Raw genomic sequence first — 2,017 nt, forward strand, 5'->3', positions numbered from 1 at the left:
CGGCGGCGGCGTGGGCATGGGCTTCTCGCAGCACKCCGGCATGGTGATCGTCTGCGATGGCACTCAAGCGGCGGCCAAGCGCATTGCACGCGTGCTGTGGAACGACCCGGCCACCGGCGTGATGCGCCATGCCGATGCGGGGTATGAGATCGCGATTGAGTGCGCGAAGGAGAAGGGTCTGGATCTGCCGGGGATTCTCGGCTGATCGCAGGGGTGCCGGCCGCTGGCCGGCACCGCCCGATGCACTTTGACTCTGGTAGATGCCGACCTTGGTCGGCACAACCCTCCTGGCTTGACCCTATCCCCCGCCGTGACCAAGATGCGCCATCGCCGCTGACGGATCACCGCGATGTACCGCACGCTCGCTTCTGCATTGCTCTGCGCCCTGTTCGCCACCCCGTTCGCTTCGGCACGGGATGTTCCGCCAGATCTTGCTTCCCAGCTCAACAGCCAGCTGCAGGTCAACCGCGAACGCTATGGCATTGCCGGCCAGGCGGTACTGGTCGCACACAACGGCAACGTGCTGTACGAGGGCGCCAGTGGTGAACGCGACCCGGCCACCCACGCGCCTGCCACCGTCGATACCATCTTCGCCGCGCAGTCGATGGCCAAGCTGCTGACCAGCACGCTGGTGATGCAGCTGGTGGACCAGGGCAAGGTGGATCTGGATGCCCCCGCCAGTCGTTATGTGCCGGACCTGCCGACCGCGTGGCAGGTCATCCACGTGCGTGACTTCCTCAACCACAGCTCTGGCATCGGCGAATACTACGACCGCGTGGACAACCGCTGGGTGAGCAAAGGTTACCCGGGCGTGGCGCCCGATCTTGCTGCTGCGTTGAAGGTGGCCGGTTCGGCACCGATGCAGTTCGCCACCGGTAGCCGCGTGCAGTACACGCAGGCGAACTACCTGGTGCTCACCGCATTGCTGGAAACCCATTACGGCAAGCCCTATCCGGCCATTGCACGCGAACGCATCCTGCAGCCGCTGAAAATGACCAGCACCTCGTGGGGAGCAGCCAGCGTGCCGGCGCAGCGCGCGGCGGTGCCGTACATCGGCAAGGAAGGCCAGCTGCAGCCGGCCAATGAAGATCCATGGCCGAACTACGGCTGGGGCCACGCCGATCTGCAGACCACCGTGGGCGACATGAACCGTTTCCTGCAGGCGCTGGCGACCGGCAAGCTGGTGCGCACGGCCACGCTGGAAGCGCTGTGGCAGCCACAGACACTGACCGGCGGCGGCAGCAACTTCTTCTCCACCGGCTGGGATACGACCCGCAGCGATGGCTATACACAGGTCGGCCACGATGGTGGCACCCGCGTGCGCGCGCGGCTGGCCTTCAAGGGCACGCTGGCCAGCGGCTACTGGGTGATCGTGTACCTGACCAATGGCAGCGCCCGCAATGCCTGGTCGAGCACGCTGGTGGAAAGCACTATGGCAGTGGCTGCACCAGGCGAGTTTCCGCATGCAGCACTGTCCGAACGTTTGATCGGCTATGCCTTGACCGGCGACAGCAGCAGTGAAAGCAGCCTGCGTGCGTGGCTGAGCGAAAGCAGTGGCATTGCATCCGACGAACTGGAGCGGGCCATCAATGCAACCGGCTACGCGATCCGCAACAATCTGGGCAACCGGCCCGCGCTGAAGGTCTTCGCCCTCAACACGGCCCTGTATCCCACCTCGGCCAATGCCTGGGACAGCCTTGCCGAATGCCATGCTGCGCTGGGCGAGAAGGAGACCGCTGATCGGCTGTATGCGAAGTCGAAGGGGCTGGCGAAAACCTCGCCGTAGATTCTTCTGTGAATCCACGCCACGCATCGGGGTGAGCCCATACGCACCCGGTAGGTGACGTACCGCACCCGACCTGTTAACTTGCGCGCCTGTTTTTTGGTTTACAGACTGTCCGCATGCCCTTTCTGCCGTATCGCCCCACCCGCTCCCCGATGTCGCTGGCCATCCTGCTTGGCCTGTCCACCGCCGCCCACGCCGCGCCTCAGGCCACCACGCTGGACGCGGTGCGGG

At 65.1% G+C, this 2,017-nt stretch carries 1 protein-coding gene and 1 pseudogene; both read left to right on the top strand.

Features of this window, described 5'->3' with window-relative positions:
* Positions 1-205, top strand: a pseudogene (locus tag AB4Y84_RS20150) (urocanate hydratase); the annotation flags it as partial.
* Between the two features lie 144 nt (positions 206-349).
* Positions 350-1,786: a serine hydrolase domain-containing protein gene (locus AB4Y84_RS20155; RefSeq protein ID WP_442244342.1), complete on the top strand. Its 1,437-nt coding sequence runs from the start codon at positions 350-352 to the stop codon at positions 1,784-1,786.
* Positions 1,787-2,017 lie beyond the last annotated feature (231 nt).

Origin of the sequence: Stenotrophomonas sp. 2YAF22 (assembly GCF_052114665.1) — a bacterium.
GTDB lineage: Bacteria > Pseudomonadota > Gammaproteobacteria > Xanthomonadales > Xanthomonadaceae > Stenotrophomonas > Stenotrophomonas indicatrix.